This is a genomic window from Sutcliffiella tianshenii (assembly GCF_016908565.1).
Classification (GTDB): domain Bacteria; phylum Bacillota; class Bacilli; order Bacillales; family Bacillaceae_I; genus Sutcliffiella_A; species Sutcliffiella_A tianshenii.
On the sequence record NZ_JAFBED010000001.1, the window covers coordinates 221,360 to 240,325 of the forward strand.

At 39.7% G+C, this 18,966-nt stretch carries 21 protein-coding genes and 1 pseudogene; all 22 read right to left on the reverse strand.

All coding sequences use genetic code 11. The features are described from left to right. Positions 1–10: 10 nt before the first annotated feature. Positions 11–571: a ribosome hibernation-promoting factor, HPF/YfiA family gene (hpf, locus tag JOC95_RS00960; RefSeq protein ID WP_204412577.1), complete on the reverse strand. Its 561-nt coding sequence runs from the start codon at positions 569–571 to the stop codon at positions 11–13. A 271-nt stretch (positions 572–842) separates the two neighbouring features. After that, positions 843–1,229 carry a DUF8042 domain-containing protein gene (locus tag JOC95_RS00965; protein ID WP_204412582.1) on the reverse strand — a complete coding sequence of 129 codons (387 nt, stop codon included), beginning with the start codon at positions 1,227–1,229 and terminating at the stop codon, positions 843–845. 9 nt (positions 1,230–1,238) lie between these two features. Then, positions 1,239–1,592 (reverse strand): flagellar protein FliT, encoded by a 354-nt coding sequence (fliT, locus tag JOC95_RS00970; RefSeq protein WP_204412584.1) that lies wholly within the window; start codon positions 1,590–1,592, stop codon positions 1,239–1,241. Continuing rightward, a complete protein-coding gene (gene fliS, locus JOC95_RS00975; RefSeq protein ID WP_204413395.1) occupies positions 1,592–1,993 on the reverse strand; it encodes a flagellar export chaperone FliS in 402 nt (133 codons plus the stop codon). The genes fliT and fliS overlap by 1 nt, the downstream gene beginning before the upstream one ends. Positions 1,994–2,014: 21 nt before the next feature. Beyond that, complete coding sequence (locus JOC95_RS00980) at positions 2,015–3,760, reverse strand: flagellar hook-associated protein 2 (RefSeq protein ID WP_204412586.1); 1,746 nt, start codon at positions 3,758–3,760, stop codon at positions 2,015–2,017. Positions 3,761–3,772: 12 nt separating this feature from the next. Beyond that, entirely contained in the window at positions 3,773–4,117 is a 345-nt protein-coding gene (gene flaG, locus JOC95_RS00985; protein WP_204412588.1) for a flagellar protein FlaG, read from the reverse strand. Positions 4,118–4,257: 140 nt separating this feature from the next. Continuing rightward, positions 4,258–5,313 carry a class I SAM-dependent methyltransferase gene (locus JOC95_RS00990; RefSeq protein ID WP_239582677.1) on the reverse strand — a complete coding sequence of 352 codons (1,056 nt, stop codon included), beginning with the start codon at positions 5,311–5,313 and terminating at the stop codon, positions 4,258–4,260. Between the two features lie 30 nt (positions 5,314–5,343). Then, positions 5,344–7,089 (reverse strand): glycosyltransferase family 4 protein, encoded by a 1,746-nt coding sequence (locus JOC95_RS00995; RefSeq protein ID WP_204412596.1) that lies wholly within the window; start codon positions 7,087–7,089, stop codon positions 5,344–5,346. Positions 7,090–7,094: 5 nt separating this feature from the next. Next, complete coding sequence (locus tag JOC95_RS01000; protein WP_204412597.1) at positions 7,095–8,720, reverse strand: glycosyltransferase; 1,626 nt, start codon at positions 8,718–8,720, stop codon at positions 7,095–7,097. Between the two features lie 437 nt (positions 8,721–9,157). Further along, positions 9,158–9,271 (reverse strand): annotated as a pseudogene (locus JOC95_RS01005) (flagellin); the annotation flags it as partial. Positions 9,272–9,613: 342 nt separating this feature from the next. Beyond that, positions 9,614–10,345: a flagellin N-terminal helical domain-containing protein gene (locus JOC95_RS01010; protein WP_204412598.1), complete on the reverse strand. Its 732-nt coding sequence runs from the start codon at positions 10,343–10,345 to the stop codon at positions 9,614–9,616. 163 nt (positions 10,346–10,508) lie between these two features. Further along, complete coding sequence (csrA, locus tag JOC95_RS01015) at positions 10,509–10,736, reverse strand: carbon storage regulator CsrA (protein ID WP_204412599.1); 228 nt, start codon at positions 10,734–10,736, stop codon at positions 10,509–10,511. 15 nt (positions 10,737–10,751) lie between these two features. Beyond that, on the reverse strand, positions 10,752–11,189 hold the full coding sequence (fliW, locus tag JOC95_RS01020) for a flagellar assembly protein FliW (RefSeq protein WP_204412600.1): 438 nt from the start codon (positions 11,187–11,189) through the stop codon (positions 10,752–10,754). 12 nt (positions 11,190–11,201) lie between these two features. Continuing rightward, positions 11,202–11,795 carry a DUF6470 family protein gene (locus JOC95_RS01025; RefSeq protein WP_204412601.1) on the reverse strand — a complete coding sequence of 198 codons (594 nt, stop codon included), beginning with the start codon at positions 11,793–11,795 and terminating at the stop codon, positions 11,202–11,204. Positions 11,796–11,868: 73 nt separating this feature from the next. After that, the gene (gene flgL, locus JOC95_RS01030) at positions 11,869–12,747 is read right to left on the reverse strand and encodes a flagellar hook-associated protein FlgL (protein WP_204412602.1); all 879 of its coding nucleotides are present in this window, start codon (positions 12,745–12,747) and stop codon (positions 11,869–11,871) included. 9 nt (positions 12,748–12,756) lie between these two features. After that, entirely contained in the window at positions 12,757–14,619 is a 1,863-nt protein-coding gene (gene flgK, locus JOC95_RS01035; RefSeq protein WP_204412603.1) for a flagellar hook-associated protein FlgK, read from the reverse strand. 12 nt (positions 14,620–14,631) lie between these two features. Then, a complete protein-coding gene (flgN, locus tag JOC95_RS01040; RefSeq protein ID WP_204412604.1) occupies positions 14,632–15,096 on the reverse strand; it encodes a flagellar export chaperone FlgN in 465 nt (154 codons plus the stop codon). Positions 15,097–15,105: 9 nt separating this feature from the next. Beyond that, the gene (flgM, locus tag JOC95_RS01045) at positions 15,106–15,363 is read right to left on the reverse strand and encodes a flagellar biosynthesis anti-sigma factor FlgM (RefSeq protein ID WP_204412605.1); all 258 of its coding nucleotides are present in this window, start codon (positions 15,361–15,363) and stop codon (positions 15,106–15,108) included. A 63-nt stretch (positions 15,364–15,426) separates the two neighbouring features. After that, on the reverse strand, positions 15,427–15,843 hold the full coding sequence (locus JOC95_RS01050) for a TIGR03826 family flagellar region protein (RefSeq protein ID WP_204412607.1): 417 nt from the start codon (positions 15,841–15,843) through the stop codon (positions 15,427–15,429). A gap of 60 nt (positions 15,844–15,903) precedes the next feature. Further along, positions 15,904–16,584 carry a ComF family protein gene (locus tag JOC95_RS01055; RefSeq protein WP_204412609.1) on the reverse strand — a complete coding sequence of 227 codons (681 nt, stop codon included), beginning with the start codon at positions 16,582–16,584 and terminating at the stop codon, positions 15,904–15,906. Then, positions 16,577–17,998: an ATP-dependent helicase ComFA gene (locus JOC95_RS01060; RefSeq protein ID WP_239582648.1), complete on the reverse strand. Its 1,422-nt coding sequence runs from the start codon at positions 17,996–17,998 to the stop codon at positions 16,577–16,579. The genes JOC95_RS01055 and JOC95_RS01060 overlap by 8 nt, the downstream gene beginning before the upstream one ends. After that, on the reverse strand, positions 17,995–18,966 hold the full coding sequence (locus JOC95_RS01065; RefSeq protein ID WP_204412611.1) for a nuclease-related domain-containing protein: 972 nt from the start codon (positions 18,964–18,966) through the stop codon (positions 17,995–17,997). Before JOC95_RS01065 ends, JOC95_RS01060 begins: the two co-directional genes overlap by 4 nt.

Below are 18,966 nucleotides of genomic sequence, written 5' to 3' on the forward strand. Positions count from 1 at the left end.
CCCTTTATCATCAATAGGATTCAATCAAACCGTATTTCCCATCGTTACGCTTATACACGACATTCGTTTCGTTAGTCGCTGCGTTCAGGAATACGAAGAAATTGTGTCCGAGCAAGTTCATTTGTAAAATTGCTTCTTCACTGTCCATCGGCTTCAGGTTGTAGCGCTTCGTTCTCACCAAGTCCGCTTCATCCTCATCATCCTCCACTGCAACATTGGATGGTGCGCCGTTGTCGATCACTTCATTGAATAAGTATTTAGGTGAACCCGTATCACGAAGCTTACGGTTCACTTTCGTTTTATGTTTTCGGATTTGACGTTCCAATTTATCCACGACCAGATCGATCGCAGCATATAGGTCATCATGACTTTCCTCTGCACGCAGTACCAATCCTGTCATCGGAATCGTCACTTCAATTTTTTGTTGGTTGTTGTAGACTTTCAGGTTGACTTTGCTTTCTGCATTATCAGTTGAGTCAAAATAGCGCTCAATCTTTCCGATCTTATTCTCTACATAATCTCGGATTGCTGGAGTTACCTCAATGTTTTCACCGCGAACGTTGTACTTCATAAACGAACTCCTCCTTTTGTTACTGTTTGGAATACTTCCTCCAAACAATGCGTCTACACCTTTCCAATTTTAGGAAAGTTAAGCTTCTATTAAAGCTATGTAAACATATTTCTACAATACCCAACAGGTTTCCTGCCTAAACGTAAAATTAATGTGAAGAATTTGTGAATCCCTTTATTCCAAAGGCTCTGACGGGTGAAACAAGTATATGCAGGACAAAGGTAAAACTTGCCACAAAATAAGAAAAACTCTCCGGGATTTCTCCAGAGAGTCAATGTGTAAGAAATGGAAGCAGCTGTTTCTGCATATCCACCTTCCATTCCTCAAAAGCGGGAATGAGATAAGTGGAAAACACTTCTTTTTCGTTTATAGGATGTGCACTGAAATGACCTAGTGATTCCAGCTCATCGATGAACCCTTCGAACTGGCCGATAGCTCGCAAGGCAGCCTCGTCATGGGAAAACCAATTCACCATGAACACATGCGTTTCAGCTATTTTCGAAATGGCCAGATAGCTATTCTCTTTCACCTTTTTAACAGCAGACGACTCAGGCTGACCCGCATTATCACAAAGATAAAGAAAAGCCTCTTCCAACGACTCCAGCAGCCCATTATACTGCTGCAGCACCAAAAACTCCTCTTCCTTCAAACGCATCATCCGTGCCACCTAATTCCTCTTGTCATAATACATCCCATCAATCGAAACACCCGCATAAGCCTGCCCATAAGCCTTCGCCGTCTTCTTCGATTGCTGGATCTGACCCCACTCCTGCTTGAGCTGCTTTTGGAAAGCTTCAAGTTTTGGAGTGATCCTCTGGCTCTTATCGGCCACCTTCCGTCCGAGAGCTTGCTCACTGTCGGTAAATGGAGGTGACAGCTTCTTCAGCAGCGCTTCCCGTACTTGGAGCGCTTTGTCTATCTCTGCAATGTACGTGTCACGCTCTTCTTCTGCAGGAAGATCTTTTTCCAATAGAGCAAGAAGGTGTGATGTCACCTTATCCAAATCCTCAACTACCGTCATTACGCCTGTCCACCCTGCGTAAAGGCCTGCTGGCGGTTCGTTTGGATAACCTGCTTCCATGTATCGCGGAATTCCGTCATCAGCGCTTCGACTTCTGCGATGATCTCCGAGTCGTTTTTGATATTTGCCTCGATCAGGCGGCGGTTCATATAGTCGTACATGGATAACATCGATTTTGAGACTTCTAGATCTGTGTTTAACGTCACCATGAGCTCCTGGATGATTTTCTGCGCTTTTATTAGATTCGTATTTTTAAGTTCAAGGTTCTTCTCTTCCATCCCTTTTTTCGCCAGCCTCATAAACTTCAAAGCTCCGTTATATAGCATAAGGGTAAGTTCACCCGGGGTGGCTGTTGAGACGGCATTTTGTTGATATGCCTGGTATGGGTTATTGATTGCCATCATTGAACACTCCTTTTACGGTCACCCATTGTTGTAGAATTGACTCATTAGTTGCATGGATTGGTTATTGGATATGTTGATTGCTTTTTCCATGGCTGTGAATTGGCGCCAGTAGCGTGATTCTTTTTGTTGGAGGCGCATTTCGAATGTTGAGATACGTTTGTCTACATTTAACAGTTCTCGACCGATGGTGAATTGTTGGTTATTTCGAGATGTATTCCCTGCACGTGCTTCTATTTGTTGTATGGTTGCTCCAACTGATTCTCTTAACCTTCTTGCAAGGCCTTGTGAAGAATTATCGGAACCAGTAGCAGTGAATAGTTCCATAACTGAGGAAGGGTCCTTTTCAATAGCTTGACGGAGCTTTTCTTCATTAATGTTTAACTTCCCACCATCTCTATAATTTACACTTGTTGTAATGCCAATCTGAGCCAATTGATTAAATACTCCGCTTGCACCAGCTAATGGTTCATAGAAGTTAGATCGCATTTTCCCTAGACCTGATGTCAGGATGGAATCATTTTTCAATAGTCCGCTTTTAGCCTTCTCTTCCCACTGCTCTATTTGCTTTTCTGATAGTGATTCCCGCTCTTCGTCTGTTAAAGGTTTGAAATCGCGATAGACGGCTTGGGAAGTCTTTTCACTTATTTTCGTGATTAGCTCATTATATTTTTCTATATAGTTTTTAATTGCACCGAACGTTTTTTCGGAATCGTTGTTTACTGTAATGGTTGCAGTCTCTGGCATATCTTCTTTTAAAGTAATCGTTACTCCGTTAATAGAGAATGTATTGGACTTCCTTGTTGTACTAATTCCATTAATATCTAATGTTGCACTCTGCCCGGTCTGCTCAGTATCATCCAACTTGAGGTAGTCTTTAAAAAATCCGTCAGAAATTGCAAAAGACTTACCATCCACTCCCACTAGTGCTCCTGCGTCTTTTCGGGTCATTTTTAATTCCCCTGAATAATCATCGTAAAAAGCAGTTACACCAATTGGGGAAGAGCTTATCTCCGACATTAGCTGATTCATTGTTTTACTACCTGTTAGGGTAAATTCACCTTTCAATTCCCTTCCAGTTTCATCATAGGTTGTTATAGAAAGGGTTGACTGATAATTCTCGTATGTAAACCCTTGAATAGTGCTACCAGCTTCTAATGGTTCTTTAAAGACAAGTCTTCCTGATTTCTCATCTAAGGTTACATCTTCACCAAGATTATAGGTGAAACTCGTAAGACTGCCGTCAACCATACGCTGTCCAGTGATAGTGTTGGGCATTTTATTAACATCCACTAACCCATCCAGTTGGATAAAACCGGTTTTACTTTCCAATTCTCCACCTGCATAAGTTGAGGATGTATTGGTGGTCCAATTATTAAACAAATCCCTTTGTTCCCAAATGCTTTTATCTGAATCAAAGGACGCCCGGTCAGTTATTATCCCGGAGGAAGACTTTGAACTTGCAGTCGCCAATTGCACATTAGAAATAGTGTAACTACCATTTCCAGCAGTGGAGGAAGCCACCGCAGAAACCTTTGTATTACTGGTAGTAACCTGTTTCTGTGAATAAGTTCTTTGCAACGTCATGTCAAAGGAAAGATTACGAAAGTCTGTCAAAAGCTTATTCAGTTCCCGGTAATCATCTCGTTTCCATTCGAGGAGTTGCTTTTGTTGTGTCAATTTATTCATAGGCATACGCTCAGCCTTCATTAAATCCTTCACTATTGTATCGATGTCCATTCCGCTTGCAAAACCGCTAATTCGCATTTGAGTCACCCCCTATATCTTCTTATCAACAAATAATCCCATATATTCCGTCATAGCTGCATACATGTCCAAAAACTTTTTGGAAGGTATCTCTCGGATTACCTCATCTGTTGCAGTATCAACAACTTTTACGAAAAACTCCTTTAACTTATCATGGAGTTCAAAACGGATGGAAACATTGACAGGAGTTATGAACTCATTCATTCCTTCGACAATCTTTTCCATTCGCTGTCTACTCAATTCAGGATGCTTCTCCTTTGTTTCTTGAATTAAATTTTCTACCTTATGTGAAACTGTCATTTGACCTTGTAATCTAGATGTGTTGTCTATGATGGGCCCTGTGTTTGTAATATTCATGGGGGTTCCCTCCGACTAAAACCATATTCTAGTATTATTATCGGTAAATTATGAAACTGATTAAGTAAAAAAATATAAAAAAGACTCTATTTAATAGAGTCTTCTTATAATATTTGTTAGCACTGCATACTATAAAAGACTTACTTTGGTAACATTTCAATTATTTTATGAAATTGTTCCTTTGCAACAGAATAAATAATTGGATTAATTCTATTTTCTTCACTAAGTAAAATAGTATACGATTCGATTGCTTTATATAAATCTCCTGATGTTTGATAAATTAACCCTTTCAAAAAATTTTTCTCTGGGCAAACTTTTTCATCAATCTGATCTAATGCTTGATAGGCTAAATTAATTTTAGAACCCTCAATTAACTCATATACTTCCATAAATGCGTAATTAGAGACTAATATTTCATCAATCCTCTTGTTTATCAAAGTAAAGTCAATACTATTTGATAATGAATTATTTAGAAACTGATAATGTCTATTCATTTGAATAACACTTAGTTTCTCAATTGATTGTTCAAGGGTATTCATCGAATATTTGTGGTCCATATTATTATATTTACAAACATAAATAATGACAAAACCGTTTTCACCTTTTACGATTTTGTCTGGGCATTGTGTATATGCCTCAATAATAGAAAAACCGCAATCATTAAGCAAATTTTTTAATTCTGAAGGAGCATAATGTCTATGGTGATAGGGATTTTTGCCTCCTGGATAAAATGGATTTGCTAAACAAGGAATTACCTCTTCATTAGGAGATGAAATAATTAATATCCCTCCCGGTTTCATGCAACCTGATAACCTTTTTAAAAATCCATAGTCGTCTTTAAGATGTTCTATAGTTTCAAAACATGTAACTAAATCATAATCATTATTCGGTAGACTTCCAGAAAAATCTTCTAATAAATCTGTTTTTAAGTATATATTTTTTTGTGTTTTAAAATTTTCATTCGCCCAATTAATTGCGTGTTCATTAATATCTATACCTACAACACTATTACAGTTGGAATTAACAGCAAGATAATATGCACCATAACCAGCACCTGTAGCACAATCTAAAATATTGTCGTCTCTACTAATGTAATTTAAAGCCAATTGATAACGTTCTTTATGATCTATAGCTGCTTCGTTAAATGATATTGGATATATTCTTTCCCCGCTTAATAATTCGTTAGTATCTTCCATTAACAAATATATACACTCCTTTGGTTTTGACTATATTATTCCATAAGCATTACGGGATATTTCTTTTATATTTCCTATAAAATCAGTATGATAAAAAGCGTCTTGTACTACCTCAATTTGATGTAGAATTTGTAGTGCTCTATCATTAAAACCGTTATTGAAAAGTAATAACCCGTAGATAAAATATAAGTCAGTGTAATAAGGATATTTTTTAATAGAGGCTTCTAATAATTCTTGTAAATCATTATCTTGATTTAATTCAAATAAACATAATGCTATCCATTTAATAAGTATCGAATGTTCTTCCGTGCCTACTTCATAATATCTTAGCTCATTAATAAATTTATTTAATGCTTCCGAATATCTATTATCTTTATATAAATAAATAATATCTTTATATTTTATATCTAATTCTTGGAATTCCCCTTTAACTATTATTGGAAGTTTAAGTGGACCACAGAGTCCAATAGGAGTTTTTCGAACAATAAGCTCTTTCCAATAGCACGTGGGTATATCCGGAATTATTTCTAATTGTACTGGCATCAAGATGGAATCAGATTTTGCATTATTTAGTAAAAACTTTAACCTATCTTTATCACTTTTATTTACTATATCCTTGACATTAAATAAGAATTCCCACTCATCATCTAGTTTGTCCTGAGAAAAAGTCTTTTTAGTGGCGATATTCTCATAGAAATTTTTTAATTCATTCAAAATAATAGACCAATTAAATTTATTTGCAGTTGTCAATCCATTTGTTATCAAATTATCATATAAATCTTTATCTGAAAGTATTCTGATAATTTTTTCGGAAATTGAATTAATATCGCCCGGCTCGGCCATTAAGCAATTATATTCGTCTATACCATACTCATTTATACCTAGGTTTCTAGTAGTCACTACAGGTGTACCACTTGCCATCGCTTCTAATGGAGGTAATGGAAATGATTCATAGTACGATCCACAAACATAAATTGTAGCCTCTCTATATAGTTCTCCTAGTTTCTCTTGAGTTGGATTAATATACACTTCTCCTAAAGGGTTTTGCGGTGTAGTTTGAGTTACCCAAGAGAATTTTATATTGAATCCCTTTTCTAGAAGTACATTATAAACTTTTTTCAAATCATTGATTCCTTTAAACTCGGTTTCTTCTCTACCAACCACTAACATATTTATTTCAGAACCTGATTTAATTGAATTATAGAATATCTCTTCGTTAAGTGCATTATGTACTACTAGTGAATCTCTATTAAAATTCACTTTTATTAATTGTGATATTTGGCTGGAGACCGCAAGTATCTCATGCGGTAATTGAATCTGTGAATATATTATATTTCTTTTTTCTTCTTCAATTGTTTCCCATTCAAATAAATGGAAATCCCCTTGTTCAAAATATATAACAGGAGCTATACCACTTTCTACACAAGAACCTATATGCTCCCAGTAAGTAGCAATTATTACATCACAAATAGGAATATATTTAGAGAGTTCAATTTGAAATGGTGCTTGAATATAGTCAGCTTTAATTACAAACCAGTTAGGTTTAGGGAAATGAGATAATAAGGTAACCTTTAATCCTAAGTCAATTAGACCGTTAGCATGTTCTAAAATAACTTTCGTACCTCCACACACACCTACATGGTTTAAAATGTAAACTACGTGAATTTGTTTCTTTCTTCTCTTATCCTCTACAAATAAAGGCTTACTTAAATACTTTAAACTTTTCACTCTCTCTTTGTATTCAGAATACCTTAATTCATTTATAAGATTATTCATTAATTTTACCTCATTAATTGTGTTGTTATATTTCTTCTATATTTACGGTTATTGAGAATTTGAATAAGTTCCTTATCGTCGTAAACATCGCATTCAATATATAAAGCTCTCAATATTTTTTCTTCCTTTTCATTTATCTTTATTGACTTCCCCTTAAAAATTGAATCTAATATATTCAGAATAGCTTTCTCTTTACAAATTTCATAAAGAACTGATTTTAAGTAGTTTGAGTCAGACTTTATCGATATATATATTAAATCTATCAACTTAAATACTGGACCATTCAGTATTATATTTATTTCTGTAACACTTTTCTTTGTAAGTTGTTCAGCTATTAAATTAATTTTTTTGTGTAATAAATAACTTTTCAATTCGATAGATTCCTTTTCGAGAGGAGTTAACTCGTTACTAAAATCCAGCAATAAAATTAATTGTCTTACCTCTAAAATAGGTACGCTAAGTATGATGGTTGCAAATCTTTTGTATGTCATAGATTTTCTCGTCAATACATTATTATTCAAGAAATTAATTATATCTTCTATTGAACTCTTTTTTGCTAACAACGTAATAAGCCTAACCCACAAATAGTTATTTTGATCATTTAATGAAATTGCTTTAGAGTAGTGGTGTACCGCTAGGTTAAACTCGTCAGTTTCTTCATACAATTCTCCTAAATGTCCATGTGGAAGATACTCAAGAAAATCTTCACTAAAATTCGCCTGGAATTTTTCTTTTTTCGCTAAAACATCTTCAAAAATGAGAATCGCTTTGTTATTCTTTTTTTGATCAAGGTACATCTTTCCTTTTAAATACTTGAAATCTACTAAACTAGGATAAACTTTCATTGAATCATTTATTATATTCTTGGCTTCCTGGTGTCTATTAGCTAGTTGAAGAGAACTAATTAACTTTACTAACAATTTTGGAATCCAGTCTGAATTAATACTTTTTTTCTTTTGAAAACCTTTTTTATAATATGAAATTGCAAGGTCATATTTTTTTAAGGAATAATATTCATTCCCTAAAAAATAATAGTCCATAGGCTCTTTGGCCCTTTTCATTTTTAATATATTTAGATTTCTTTGAGAATCACGCTTCTTTTTCATATTTGATTCTAAATATCCAGTATGGAAAATTTGAAATGAAGCAATACCTCTTACTTCTTTACTATCGGAATGTTTTAACATCTCATGAACACTTCTATAGTAATAAATCATTGAGTTATTTCTATAGATTCGCTCATGATAATTTAAAGAGGTACCTTCTCCCTCCACTCCCATGAAATTAACAATTTGTGTAATGAATATGTTTTCTTCTACCTCTTTTTCTTCCAAATCCTTTTTAAACATCATAAAACTTTCTTTATCAACATACTCATCAGCATCCAGTACAATTATCCACTTTCCTGAAGCTTTAGATGCAGCAAAATTTCTCGCCTTTGAAAAATCATCATTCCAACAATAGTCATAAATTTTTTCAGTATATAATGCAGCAACTTTTTTACTGTTATCTGTTGAACCAGTATCAATCACTATAATTTCATCTACAATATCTTTAACAGAATCCAAACACCTGTTAAGTACTTTTTCTTCATCTTTTATTATCATACATAGTGAAAAAAATGGCATCATTAAATACACCCCTGTTTTTGTAAAGAAGCCTATCTCAACAGTGAGATAGGCTTCAAAATATATTTATCGAAGAAGTTGTAATACTCCTTGAGGTTGTTGGTTCGCTTGCTTAGCGACTATGCCTTTCGATCATAGAATAGACTATATCTTCATCCTATTTTCATAATAGGAGCTGGGCACTTCGAACAGCAATGCTGCCCTACGAGATTCATAGTCATAGCTTTCGCCTTAGACCGTATTCCCTAGTCGTTGAACCTTCTCCATCCTTTCGGAACAGGAGCTTGGCTGCTGATTATCCATTGTTTCATCTTCCTCATTTTCAAACCATTACGTAGACCGTTTCCAGTTCCGCTGTGGTTGAGGAGGCTTTAGGAAGTTCCAGCAATTCACCCAGTTATTCTCTAGCTAGTTACCATGCTAGACGCCCACATATTCAATTATCTCAAAAGTTGTAATACACCCTGAGGCATTTGATTAGATTGAGCCAACATTGCTTGTGCTGCTTGAGAAAGAATAGAATTCTTTGTTTGATTCATCATTTCTTTCGCCATCGTGCGAACATTTACTTTCATAAATGACTAGACTATATCTTCACCCTCACATATTGGTAGGGGTCGGGCACTTCGGATTCACAATGCTGATGGACATTGTATCACCTATGGATTTCATCACCATTGCTTACGCTTTAGGTGGTTTATCCTAGTCGTTGAACCTTCTCCATCCTTTCGGAACAGGAGCTTGGCTGCTGATTGCCAAATCTTTTCTTTTATCAAACCATCACGATTGTCGTTTCCAACTGCGTTGTGGTAAGAAAAGCTCTAATGGGTTTCCAGCAATTCACCCGATCATAATCACTAACCGTTACCAGTTAGGACGACTGTGCTTGTTGCTGCTTAGGCAACTAAAGCATAATCAACGTCACGGATACGAGATTCCGCAGCAGTTACATTTTCAGAAGCATTGTTTAAGTTATTAATAGTGTGATCTAATCTGTTTTGAAGTGCTCCAAGGTAAGAACGACCAGATGACACACTTTCAATTTGTGATTGGACAGCAGTAATCGCCGCATCGGCGCCAGATTGAGTAGAAATATTAAGAGCAGAAACAGCTGAGGTAGCAGCAGTTAGGTCAACTCCTACAGTATCTAAGTCAATGTTAATTACTTGTCCTGCATCAGCACCAACTTGAATTTTCAATGCAGATGAATGAGAACCATCTAATAATTTTTGTGTATTAAATGTAGAGTTGTCTTTAATACGTCCAATTTCAGAAGACAACTGATCAAATTCAGCTTTTAATGCTGTACGGTCAGCACCAACATTTGTATCATTGGAAGCTTGAACAGCTAGTTCACGTTGACGTTGAAGGATAGAATGTACTTCATTTAATGCGCCTTCTGCTGTTTGAATTAGAGAAATACCATCTTGGGCATTTTTAGAAGCCATGTCTAAACCACGAACTTGGCCACGCATTTTTTCGGAAATCGCTAAACCTGCAGCATCGTCTCCAGCTTTATTAATACGAAGACCTGAAGATAATTTCTCCATAGATTTCATTTGTCCGTTGTTTGCAGCGCCCAATTGACGGTGCGTATTCAACGCAGCGATATTGTGATTAATTCTCATTATTATTTTCCTCCTTGAGTTGTCGCCGATTTCACGTCCTTGTGTAATCGGTACTATATTTGCAGACAGTTCAAAAGTCGGCCGCCTTTTAATTCTATCTGCTTACATGTTTTATATCGACCTGACTCGACAACGTTTAATAGGGTTGGGAGAAAATTTTACATTATTTTTTCATTTGTTGTGACAGGGCCTGAAGCAGGTCCAGGGAGGAGTGAGACGCTGCGTTGTTTTCTTCCTGTATGGATAAATAAATTTCTTTACGGTGTATTTCCACATGCTTTGGCGCTTCGATTCCGATTTTCACTTGGTCGCCGCTGATGCCAATCACTTTAATTTCAATGTCATCGCCAATTTTGATCGCTTCATCTTTTTTACGAGTCAGTACTAACATGCTGTCTCCTCCTTTCTATTTGGCTTCAGCTTCTTGGAATAGTTTGTGTTTTGTCAAATAAGGTGAACCTGATAGAATGACTTGCTTGCCTAGCTTTTTCATTCCATTAATGACAACCGGTGCCTGCAGATTTGCTGTTGTTCTGGTGAATGGTTCCTGGACAGTCAGCACAGTAAATACATCCACCTCTTCCGGGGCATTTAGTTCTAAAGCCTCGACAGCTTGGTTCTCCAGCTTAAAATCATAATCCGGGAAGAATGCAAATGGATTCGTTATGACAAAGCCTAATTCAGAAGTGCTTACACTTTGTAGAATCTGAAACACTCCATCCTCAGAGAATGGAATTACCGTGAACTGCTTTTCTTCATTAAAACCTGGTATCCCATTAGGAAAAGTTACGACATCCTGTTCTGATACTTCCATAACTCCATGATATTTCGTCTCTATTTTCATCTTTTCACAACCTTATATAGTTTGTTCGTATCCGCCTGTGCCCACATGGCGCAGGTTCTCGAAATCTATTTTTAATGACTGGTATCTTGCAAGATTCACTTCTGTTGAGCCCGGGGTGTATTCATGGACCGGTTTATTGATCTGCACCTGGATATTCGGACTGTTTTCCTTGAAGCGGATTTCCACTCTACCCGGATCATAGTCAATTTTCACACTAAAATGGGAGGGAATCCAGCCAATATTGAACTGATCTTGGGAACCCTCACTGTTGCGTTTCGCCTGGCGTACAATGGCACCGCCGCCATGCTCGATCCGCATCATCTCATTTCCGTCCTGAGCAACTCGAGCCATCCCCTCCAGCCAGTCCTGATAGCCTTGTTGGGCCGCTTCTTCAATCCGCCGTCCTACACTTTTCAAGTCCATATCTTCCCGTGCCTTGGTCTGGTCGATGCTTAAGCGAGAAGCGGTTCGGTCAATTATCAATTCCGCTTTAGGCTGTTCGATTATCATTTCTGCCTTGGGCTGCTGGATTTCCTGAACTGGCTTTCTTACCGATAATTCTGTCTGAGCGAATGATGACTCCAATCTTATTTGAGGAAAAAGCATGTTATATAACCCCTCCTATTCGAAAAAAACTGCCTTAAAGCTCTGTCATGCGACAGCCTTAAGACAGTTCCTTTTAGCGTAAAAAGTCCATTAATGATGGCTGAAGGATTCGCGCTCCCACTCCAAGTGAAGCTCGGTGGACGCTTTCCTGACTCGTCAAATCCATGATCACACGCTCTATATCCGCATCCTCGTTGTCTGAAAGGATACGTGTTGCGACAACCTCTTGGTAGCCGATGCGATTATCGACCATTTCCAGTCGGTTATAGCGTGCCCCAAGTTCTGAGCGCTCCGCTGAAATCAGATCGGTCTGCTGATCAAAACGTCCAGCAAATTCCTTCAGGCTATCCATATCACTTGTTTCAAGTGCTGTTTGAATCCCGTTCCAAACTTCCATCATCTCTTTATTGAATACATTATCCACATTGATATTGGCCTGAAGCTTGATGCCTCTGGAAACTTCAATTGTGAAAGGTGAATTTTCTGTGCTGACAGAGGAAGGATCAATCGAATCTGTAATTCTTGGTTTATCGATAGCTGTCCCGTTAAAAATGTATCTTCCTGCGACCTGAGTGTTTGAAACCTGGACAAAATCCTCTTTCAACTGCTCGATTTCCACCGCAATCGCTTTACGATCTTCTGGAGAGAGCGTATCCGTACCGCCCTGTACCATCAACTCCCGCGCTCGATGCATCACACTTTGTACATGATCCAAAGCCGCTTCCGAATTCTCCATCCACGCATACGATTCACTAAGGTTCCGCTTATACTGCTCAAGCTCCGTAAGGTTCGTACGATAGTACATCCCTTTCATCGCGACAACCGGATCATCAGATGGCCTGGAAATCTTTTTGCCTGTGGAAAGCTGTTCCTGCAATTTCCCAAGCTTCCCATAACTTGTACTTAATTGTCGCAACGAATTTTGACTTAACATGCTTTGTGTTACTCGCATTTAACTCTCCTACCTTCCGCCGATGCCCATGCCGTTGATGATCTTGTCCAACAGTTCGTCTGTCAGGGTGATCATACGGGCTGAGGCATTATAGGCATGCTGGAATTGGATCATACTTGACATTTCTTCGTCCAGGGATACACCGCTCACCGATTGGCGGCGCTGATCCACGGATAATTTTAATGTTTCACTGTTATAGGAAAGGCGATTGGCTTCCTGTGCATCCACTGCCAATCCACCGATGACACTTTCATAGTAGTCCTGGAATGTGGTGGATACGCCGTTCAGTTTTAATGCACGGGCTTTTACCTCTGCAAGGGCGATTGCATTGGATCCGTCACCGATCCGTCCTGCTACCTCTCCCTTTTGAGGAATGTCTATTGTAATGAAGTTGCCGTCAGACACATCATCCATTCGGACCAATTCCATATCAAATGCTACAGAAGGTTCACCGTTCTCATCGACAAATTCCTCTGAAAGGGTTACTGCCAAATCATCCAGGCTTTCAAAATTATCTGAAGTCATCATTTCCACTTTAGGCGATTGCGTCATATCATAGATTTTATAAGTGAACTGTCGGACACCCTCAGCATCCAACGTTGACTGTAAAGTGATAGACACTGCGTCTTTCCCGTTGTAGCCATGGAAACTCCCTGTCGGAATGACACCTTGGTTATAGCCGGAAGCTGCAATGTTATCAAGGGACCGCATGATATCCTGTGAAACCGTGAAGAGCTTTGCCGCATCCTTCTTTTTCTCGCTTGATACATCTGTATTTGTAAAAGAGAAAAATTCATAAGAAGTATGCTTACCTTCATTCATGCTTGATACACTCCATCCGGACTTATGTACCCTGTTGATTTCTTGTGCAAAATCATAAGCGATGTTGTCCAAGTGATTCAGCATATCAGGATAGATTCCCATTTCCTTTTGGCCATCCATGAATCCAAAAGAATCAATCAGTCCTCTCAATTTTCCGGAAGATTGGAGAGAGTTTACACCAAAACTATTATCCCCTATCTTGAAACCATCCACCAAGCCTGTTCCTTGACGGAATTCCAAGTCCATATCATATGATTTCAATCGGGATGCATCTACTAAAGTTCCAATTTTTATACCTGCATGGTTTACTAAATCGATATTTACCTTCCCGTCCGCGATATCCTTTGCTGATCCACCGCTTCCTACAGGTGTCGTTTTTATATTGACGATCTTGGAAAGCTCATCCACCAATCTGTCGCGTTCGTCATATAAATCATTCGGTAAATATCCGTGAGGTTCTATTTCCCCGATTTGCATATTTAGGTTATTTATTTGCTGTGTAAGAGAATTGACTTGCTTGATCGTAACATCCATCTCATTTTTAATATCTTGCTGAACTGAAGTGATAGAGCCGGATAAGTAGCCGAACGTCTCTGCAACTGCCAAACCGCGCTGCCTTACTACAGAACGGGCGCCTGCATTGGTCGGATTCACAGCCAGGTCCTGAAATGCCTGCCAGAAACGATCGAGCGTCGTGGATAATCCTGTTTCAGAAGGCTCATTCATGATTTCTTCCATCTTTTGCAGGGCATCAGCACGTGATTCCCAATAACCAACTTTATTATTTTCACTTCGATATTGAATATCCAAAAAACCCTCACGTACACGTTGAATGCTGCCAGCCTCTACACCAGTTCCCATTTGTCCAGGAATTTGAGGGCGATTCATGGAAGCAGGAGGATAAGGCTCTGTCTGAGTGAAGTTTACGCGTTGTCTTGTATATCCAGGCGTGTTGGCGTTGGCAATATTGTGACCTACTGTCTGAAGGGCCGTCTGTTGTGTGACTAAACCACGTCTCGCTACCTCGAGACTGTGAAATGTTGAACGCATGGGGTCTTCCTCCTAAGCTTTTGAATCGAACATGGAGCGTGTCGGGGTGTTGGTGTTCTTTTTGATGTTTGCACTCTTTTCATAGGTAACCGCACTAGGCTCCTGTGTTAGCGTGTTCAGGGTTACTGCAATGAATTGCAAGGACTGTTGTAAAAGCTGTTGATTTAAATCGTTCTGTTCTTGTATTTGTTCGATGCTTATTGATAAACGGTCTTTTAATTGCAATAGCGCAGTTTTTTCCTCATCAGTGGCTACTACCATTAGCTCCGAAATGGTCTTATTGTTCGAAAGTGCCAACCTTTGCTGTTCAAGCTGAGAAATGGCTTTCAGGAATTTCTGCTCTTCTTTATTTAGATTCTGCAAGTCTTCCAAACTGTTATTTTTCACGATATCTGCTTTCCGCACAGTTAATTCATAAAGATAGTCGTGGAGTGTTGCCAGTTTTTCTAAAATCGTGATAATGGCTGAAATGGACATAATCGCTCCTTAATTCTTATAAAAATCAATCATATTTTTCGCTACAGTTTTAGGGTCTACCTGATAAGTTCCATTCTCGACAGCAATCTTCAAAGATGCCACCTTCTCCTGACGGGCTTCAGCAAACTTGGAACGCTCCTGCAGCTCCAATGCTTTAGTGGAAATTTCAATCTGATCCGCTTTTGCATGAGTCGAAGCTTTCATCGTCTGCTTCGCCTGATTTTTATATGGATTGATACCAGAAGGACCAATATTATTTATTTTCATAAGCATATCCCTTCTTTCTCGTTCGATTTTCTACTTATTATATCGGCAACCATATTTAAAAGTTTATCTCTTATTTTTATTTACGGCATGGTAGGTTTTACCTAAGTTTTTCATCTCTAACTGACGCTCTTCTTCCCTGTCCACTTGAGTCAGCTGTGTCTGGATATCCTTTTTACAGGATACACAAAGCTTTTCTTCCCTTATTAATGTACCACAACGGTCGCATGGGTACCCTAGATGCGGGAACTGGGCAAGCTGGATTCTTCCCTTACGGATGAATTTAATAATCAGCGCTTCTGATACACCCGTACCGTTCACTACATGCTCCATCGTCGCAGTCCTGTTTTGGCGCTGACGGATGAACTTATAGACATTCTGGTAATCCTCTTCCTCCTGCTTATAGCAATCCATGCACACATCGCGAAAAGCATTCTTTATGTAAACCTGCCCGCAATTTGGGCAATTATCAAGCTGAGACATCGCGAAACTCCCCTTTGTCCGAATTCTTCTATCCTTTATATCGTATGGATTTCGAAAAAGTTAACTTCGAACAAGCGTGAGTGAGGAGATTTCTTTTGCCCCTGCATCCTTCAGACGTTTGGATGCCATCCGGATGGTTGTTCCGGTGGTATAGATATCGTCGATGAGCACAATATCTTTATTTTCAATGGCTTCTGGCAGTGCAACGTAAAAGTGATTCTCTCCTGACATGCGATCTAATCGTCCCTTCTTTGACTGCTTTCCCGCTTCGCTCTTGGTCAACGCCTCCACAATTTCGACATCCAGCTGCTGAGCCAAAAACAAGGATTGATTGAACCCCCGCTCATATAAACGCTCTTCACTCAGCGGGATCGGTACAACAAGCAGATCCTGAAAATGTGTCTTGTAGATCTTTTTCAACTCATCCTTAAAAAGTTTCGCAAGCACAGCATCACCCCGAAACTTGTATAGTGCCAGCACTTCCTTCATAAAAGAATTATAGTGATAAACAGACCTGTTGTACTTCAATACCCCTTTATATTTTGTGTTCTCCCATCTCTTGCAGTCCGGACACACACCATCCTTCCATTCCCGAACACACCAATCGCACAGCGCTCCCCCGATCTTTTCGAACCTAGCATCACACTCAGTACAAATCAGCTTTTCCTTTCCCAACCCTAGAAATTCGGTCCATCCAAAATGCGCAGCGATCGACTCCTGACATATGAGGCATTTACTCATGCAGGAACCCTCCCTGCTTTGCCCGGTAATTCATCCTTCTTATGTGGTCTCTTGCCCGAATCATTTCGCCTGTTTTGCCATAGTGGAAGAAGCGCACATCACCTGAAGCGAACTTGGCATTCCGTCCCGCCCTTCCCGCTATCTGCACCAAAGCACTTTCCGTAAAAATGTCATCCTCCGCTCCAAGCACCCCCACCTGCACATTCGGCACGGTCACCCCGCGCTCGAGAATGGTCGTCGTCACCAGGATTTTTACTTTACCTTCCCTAAAACGCGCCACTTTCTCCTTTCGTTCTTTATCCTTGGAATGCACGCCAGCAACCTTATCCCCATAGCTTTGCTGCAAAATCCCCACAACCTTTTCCAAGAGTTCAATGTCAGGCACAAAAAGAAAGATAGGTTTTCCACCTTTAAAATGTTCTTCTAGCCACAGTTTTACATTGATCGGGATTCTACCTTTTCCAAGCTTTACGCGCCATTTCCCGCACCACTTAAAACTTGGCACTGGTAGAGGCTTGCCATGATACCTTGCCGGAATGACCACACTGTCCAGCTTTTTCAGTCTCACCTCACGCTGCATTTCCATTGAAGGAGTGGCAGAAAGGTAAACAATCGCCCCATCCTCCGTCCTTGCTTCATTCGCAGCATACTGCAGCATCGGTTCCATCGAGTAAGGAAAAGCGTCCACCTCATCAATGATGATCGTGTCGAACGCCCGGTAGTAGCGGAGGAGTTGATGCGTAGTCGCAATCGTGAGCACGGCATTTTTCATTCGGTCCTCGCTGCCGCCGTAAAGCACCGCGATATCCGTTTCCGGGAAAACCTGCTGAAGGCGTGGTGCCAGTTCCAGCGCGACGTCGGTACGTGGAGTGGCGATGCAAACCCTTTGTCCTTTCACGAGAGCAGCCTCGATTCCTTTGAAAAGGACCTCTGTTTTTCCAGCTCCGCAAACTGCCCATACAAGTAGAGAGGTCCTGTTATGCACGGCCTGCACAACCTGGTCGGAGGCAAGCTGTTGTCCTTTTGACAAGGTGCCGTCCCACTGAAGCCGGTGATTTGTGGCATTTCTCAGGTTAGGACCATTCCAATTGATCAAAGGCGTACATTCACTCACCCGTCCCATCTGAATGCACTTCCTGCAATACACGCACTCCTTCTTGCACCTGGCACAATGAAAGCTCGCGAACAGCTCACGGTCCTTGTTGCCACAGCGGTTGCAGATGTAGTCTTTAACACCGTGGTGGAAATGTAGATAGCCGTTTTGATGTTGATGTTTAATCAGGTCGTTTGTAAAGGGAAGCTCTTCTGGGAGGAGGCGTTTGCCGGTGAGGAATTGGTGGAGGTCTTTTGAAAAGGGGTATTCAGGATTGGGTGACGGTTGATCAGTGAAGTTTTTCATTAGAATTCGCATCATGGTTGGTTAATCCCATCGAGGAGATAAACGCTACCTTTACCCTGTCCCTCACTCTGAAGTTTCATAGGGCGAAAAATGTACCCAACTGCCGATCTCGAAGGCAGACACAGAAATTCTCTTGCCTGGCTATTGGTGATGGATTTACCTATCAAAAGACTATAGTCCATCAGCGCATCTAAATGTGCGGTTTTTGAACAACACCCGCAGGATTCGCAAAACCATCCTGACTTCAGCTTTACCATTGGAGCGTGTGTACATTGCGGACAAATTACACCTTTTACAAGCTGATCAGCATTCACTCCAAAAAAGTTGAAAAAATCAAAGCTGTCTGGGACATGCTTCTTGATAAGTGTCCGGGCAATTTTCCGAAGCTCTTTTTCATTTAAAATAGGGTTTTGGAAATTTTCATTAAAGGTTTTGATTTTGTTTGGGAGATTGGTCAGGAAGGTGACTTTTTTCATAAGTGCTGGGGTGACCCCAATGAGGGTTGAATTTTTATTCGTTAGGACAACTTGTCCTGCAATTGGGATGTGTTTGCCAAAATGTTGCTCCATCCACTTGCCTAATTGTAATTTTTGCCGCTCCACTTGCGAAATTGGATCTCCGAAGGTTTCATATCCATTCTGGGACTTTCTTTTCAGCTGATGGCTAATCTCATCAAATTCGAGCTCGCCAGAAATATTCTTTGAGTCGAGAATTACTCCATGTGTTGAGGAAAGCAACAAGGTATCCATCTGAAAAAACCTATTCTTATGGTCTTCGAGGCGAAGACCATGGAAAATCAAATAATTTTCATGGGGGAGAAAGGTTAAATAGTAGTCTAGTGCTCGTTCTCCGCGGTACCCTGCCTGAAGTCTTCCTAATTCCCCTTCAATTTGTGAATAACTCAGATGATTGGGCCTAGTCCTTCTCGCCCCTGCTTCAACGGTGAGCAATCTTACTGACTTTTCACGTGCTTTTTTGATCAT